Source organism: Cellulomonas bogoriensis 69B4 = DSM 16987 (genome assembly GCF_000767165.1).
Lineage (GTDB): Bacteria > Actinomycetota > Actinomycetes > Actinomycetales > Cellulomonadaceae > Actinotalea > Actinotalea bogoriensis.
In genome coordinates, this window is record NZ_AXCZ01000218.1 from 1 (window position 1) to 3,728 (window position 3,728).

The 3,728-nt window shown below is 72.5% G+C and carries 8 protein-coding genes; 5 read left to right on the top strand and 3 right to left on the bottom strand.

The annotated features are described in order from the left end of the window. The 5 genes from N869_RS13525 to N869_RS13545 form a co-directional block, all read left to right on the top strand. Nucleotides 1-438, top strand: a 438-nt coding sequence (locus N869_RS13525) for a glycine cleavage T C-terminal barrel domain-containing protein (protein WP_035062444.1), incomplete at its 5' end; no start/stop codon positions are given. A 41-nt stretch (nucleotides 439-479) separates the two neighbouring features. Beyond that, on the top strand, nucleotides 480-851 hold the full coding sequence (gene gcvH, locus N869_RS13530; protein WP_035062445.1) for a glycine cleavage system protein GcvH: 372 nt from the start codon (nucleotides 480-482) through the stop codon (nucleotides 849-851). A gap of 326 nt (nucleotides 852-1,177) precedes the next feature. Beyond that, entirely contained in the window at nucleotides 1,178-1,405 is a 228-nt protein-coding gene (locus tag N869_RS13535; protein WP_156968560.1) for a helix-turn-helix domain-containing protein, read from the top strand. A gap of 162 nt (nucleotides 1,406-1,567) precedes the next feature. After that, on the top strand, nucleotides 1,568-2,110 hold the full coding sequence (locus tag N869_RS13540) for a hypothetical protein (RefSeq protein ID WP_035062447.1): 543 nt from the start codon (nucleotides 1,568-1,570) through the stop codon (nucleotides 2,108-2,110). Between the two features lie 48 nt (nucleotides 2,111-2,158). Next, the gene (locus tag N869_RS13545) at nucleotides 2,159-2,605 is read left to right on the top strand and encodes an NUDIX domain-containing protein (RefSeq protein ID WP_035062448.1); all 447 of its coding nucleotides are present in this window, start codon (nucleotides 2,159-2,161) and stop codon (nucleotides 2,603-2,605) included. On the opposite strand, the gene N869_RS13550 is transcribed toward N869_RS13545, so the two are convergent. From N869_RS13550 to N869_RS13560, 3 genes are all read right to left on the bottom strand, one after another. After that, nucleotides 2,595-3,143: a DNA-3-methyladenine glycosylase I gene (locus N869_RS13550; RefSeq protein ID WP_035062450.1), complete on the bottom strand. Its 549-nt coding sequence runs from the start codon at nucleotides 3,141-3,143 to the stop codon at nucleotides 2,595-2,597. The genes N869_RS13545 and N869_RS13550 overlap by 11 nt on opposite strands. After that, nucleotides 3,140-3,346: a hypothetical protein gene (locus N869_RS13555; protein WP_035062452.1), complete on the bottom strand. Its 207-nt coding sequence runs from the start codon at nucleotides 3,344-3,346 to the stop codon at nucleotides 3,140-3,142. Before N869_RS13555 ends, N869_RS13550 begins: the two co-directional genes overlap by 4 nt. A gap of 123 nt (nucleotides 3,347-3,469) precedes the next feature. Continuing rightward, nucleotides 3,470-3,728: DUF3418 domain-containing protein (locus N869_RS13560; protein WP_035062453.1), on the bottom strand; the 259-nt coding region annotated here is incomplete at its 5' end.

A 3,728-nucleotide genomic window follows, 5' to 3' on the forward strand; every position in this document is an offset into this window, starting at 1 on the left:
CGCGACACGCTGCGCCTCGAGGCGGGCATGCCCCTGTACGGGCACGAGCTCACCGCCACCACCACTCCCCACGACGCGGGCCTGGGCCGGGTCGTCCGCCTGGGCAAGACCGACACCGACGGGCAGCCGGTGCCGTTCGTGGGGCGTGAGGCGCTCGCGGCCCGCGCGGTCGCCCCGCCGGCCCGGGTGCTGGTGGGACTGCGTGGTGAGGGGCGTCGTGCCCCGCGCGCCGGGTACGAGGTGCGCACCCCCACCGGGGCGACGGCGGGGGAGGTGACGTCGGGCGTCCTGTCCCCGACGCTGGGTGTGCCCGTCGCGATGGCGTACGTGACCCCCGAGGTCGCCGTCGAGGGCACCGACCTGGTGGTGGACGTCCGTGGGCGTGACCTGCCGGTGGTCGTGACCCCGTTGCCCTTCTACCGACGCGCGAGAGACTAGCCCCGACGCCGGCCCGAGCCACGACCACCGAGGAGAACCCTGTGACGACCATCCCCGCAGACCTGAGCTACACCGCCGAGCACGAGTGGGTGCGCCAGGAGGAGCACGTCACCTTCGGCATCACCGAGCATGCCGCCCAGGCGCTCGGCGAGCTGGTGTTCGTCGAGCTGCCCGCGGTGGGTGACACGGTCACCGCCGGGACGGTGTGCGGCGAGGTGGAGTCCACCAAGTCCGTGTCCGAGATCTACTCCCCGGTCACCGGCACCGTGGTCGCGGTCAACGACGCCGTCGTCACCGACCCGCACCTGATCAACGACGACCCGTACGGCAAGGGGTGGATGCTGACGGTGGAGGCGACCTCGACCGACGGTCTGCTCACCGCGGAGCAGTACCGGGCCCTGCTCGACGCCTGACCGGGCTCGACGCCTGACCGGCGCGCCCGGTCCCGGGTGCCGCGCCTGCCCGGCCTGGGCGGGCGGGCGCGGACGCCCGGCGTGTCGCCCGATGGTCCGATCGGGTGAATCTTGCTGCAACGTGCAGGAAAGTGCGCGACGCGATGACCTGCGTTAACGCTCACATGGCACCGCTCCTACCCCTTGTTGATCTTGCAGCGCAAGCCGGTCGTGTGAAATTCGCGGGTGAAAACCGCGTCATCCTGGGTGACCTTGCCGATCTCATGAGTGTCAGAGCAACACACGGCGGTGCGATCCCCCGGCACCGCGGTCACCTGGAGGTCACCATGTCGATGGACACGGTCCCGATGCAGCGCAGCACCGAGCCGCTCACTCGCCGCGAGCGCGTCATCCTGTCGAACCTGGACGAGGACGTCACTCTCGAGGAGATCGCCACCCGGCTCTTCGTCACCCGCAACACCGTGAAGTCCCAGGTCCGTAGCGTCTACAAGAAGCTCGGCGTCTCCAACCGGGCCGAGGCCGTGGCCTGCGCCCGCGAGATCGGTCTGCGCTGAGCCCACCCGCGCAGACGGGTGACGCGAGTCGTCCCATGGGGTGAACCGGTCCGTGGATCGGGACGAATCACCCTGTGCGACAGGCGCTGTGGCCGGTCGTGTCGGTAGTGTCGAGGGCGAGCGTCCTTGGCCCGCGCGGGCCCCGTGCGAAGTGGGTGAGGTGTGGACCGTCCGGCTGCGAGCTCGCCGTCGGACGCGCACTGGGCACCGGACCACATCGTCCTGGCCCGTACCGTCCTGACGTACCACGGCCGGCTGCTCGTCGAGCTCGAGTCGGACGGGTCGGTGTACGAGCACGCCCCGCTGGCCGGCATGGCGGCGGTCGAGCAGAGGTTCCCCGCGTGGGCGCTCGGGCCGTTCGGCAGGGTGGAGCCCGAGCGGCGTCTGCCCCGCGACCCGGGGGTGTTCGCCCTGGTCCAGGCCGGGGTCACGCGCTACGTGGGTGCCTCACGGGACCTGTACCGCACGTTCGGGTCCCGCGGGCTGGGCGAGATCTCCCGCCGCGACTGCCAGGCCGCGGGCAAGGAGGAGAGCTGTCGGTTGAACCGCCTGGTGGTGGCCGAGGCGAAAGCCGGTCGGCAGGTCGACCTGTACGTGCTGGTCACCGAGGGTGGGGGCTGGTTCGGGCGAGGTGCCCAGGCTCCTGAGGAGCTCGCGGGTCGCATCGCCGAGGCCGCGCACGGCAGCTGGCACCTGCCCCGCTGAGCCGGGCGCCTGCGGCAGCGGCCCGGTGGGCCTGGGACACTGCTTGCCATGAGCGCCGTCCCCCCGTTGACCCTCGTGGTGGCGGCCGCCGTGGTCGACGACCTGACCCACCCGCGCAGGCTGCTCGCCGCGCGCCGATGCCGTCCGGTCGAGCTGGCCGGCCGCTGGGAGTTCCCGGGTGGGAAGGTCGAACCGGGGGAGTCCCCCGAGCAGGCTCTGCACCGGGAGCTGCGTGAGGAGCTCGGCGTGGGTGTCCGCCTGGGTGCCGAGCTTCCCGGGCCGGACGCCGGCGCGTGGCGCATCACGCCCCGGCACGTGCTGCGCCTGTGGGCGGCGGTCCTCACCGCCGGCGACCCGGTGCCCCTGGTCGAGCACGACCAGGTCGCGTGGTTGCAGCCCGGGGCCTGGGCCGACGTCGACTGGTTGGACGGGGACGTGCGGATCGTCGAGGCGCTCGCCGTGCGTGCGACCACCCCGGGTGGGCTCATCGGCTGAGGGTGGTGCACCCGGGAAGGTGGTCGTCGACCAGTCCGCAGGCCTGCATGGTGGCGTACGCGGTGGTCGGCCCGACGAACCGGAACCCGGCGGCCTTCAGGGTGCGGGCCAGGTCGGCGGACTCCGGCGTGCTGGCCGGGACGTCCTCCGGTCGCACCGGACGGGGTCGTGGGGGCGTGGGTGCGTGGGCCCACACCAGGTCGGTGAGGGTGCGGCCCTGGGCGTGGAGCTCGAGCACGGCACGGGCGTTGGCCACGACCGCCTCGATCTTGGCGCGGTTGCGCACGATCCGCGTCTCGCCCAGGAGCCTGGCCACGTCGTCGTGGTCGAAGCGGGCGACGGCGGCGGGGTCGAAGCCGGCGAACACCTCACGGAAGGCGGGGCGCTTGCGCAGGATGGTGATCCAGGCGAGCCCTGACTGGAACGCCTCGAGGCTCAGCCGCTCGAACAGCTCCGTGTCGCCTCGGACGGGCACGCCCCACTCGGTGTCGTGGTACCGCTCGTACAGAGGGTCCCCGTCCCCGAAGCAGCGGGTCACCCGGTGCGACGGTGCTCGGCGTGCAACGGGGCCATCGGGCCGGAGGTGTCCACGAGGTCGTCGTCGGCGAGCACCTCGATGAGCCCGTCACGCACTGCGCCGAGCACCGCGCGGTCCACGCCGGACCGGGTGGAGTTCAGTGCCAGACGGGCCTCCAAGCTCGCGGCGTCTTCCCCTTTGAGGCTGCGTAGGTGATCGGCCATGTCCAGAATGTACCGATCTAGAGAGGCCTGTGCGAGGGACTTGCAAGTTGTGGACGAGGTTTCCCCCGGGTGAAGTCCGGTGGGACCGGGCACATCCGGCGGGTAAGCGTTTGCCCGGGGGTCTCAGCGGATCTCGTGCAGCGCTGCCCTCACCCGTTTGGCCGAGACCGGGTGCGCGGTGCCCATCTGCTGGGCGAACAGGCTGACGCGCAGCTCCTCCAGCATCCACGCCACGTCCTGCAGCCGGGCCGCCCGGCCCGGGTCCGGTGCCCCGGCGGCCGCAGTGGTGCGGGCCTGCGCCAGCTCCTCGGCGAGCTCGCGGACCTGCCAGGCGAGGCCCTCGTCGCGTCGGGGGTCGTCGGCGGCCTTGGTCAGGCGGACG

Excerpts from the sequence above, each read along its gene's own strand:
- N869_RS13535 (WP_156968560.1), top strand. The coding sequence starts at position 1,178 with ATGTCGATGGACACGGTCCCGATGCAGCGCAGCACCGAGCCGCTCACT.
- N869_RS13555 (WP_035062452.1), bottom strand. The coding sequence starts at position 3,346 with ATGGCCGATCACCTACGCAGCCTCAAAGGGGAAGACGCCGCGAGCTTG.
- N869_RS13545 (WP_035062448.1), top strand. The coding sequence starts at position 2,159 with ATGAGCGCCGTCCCCCCGTTGACCCTCGTGGTGGCGGCCGCCGTGGTC.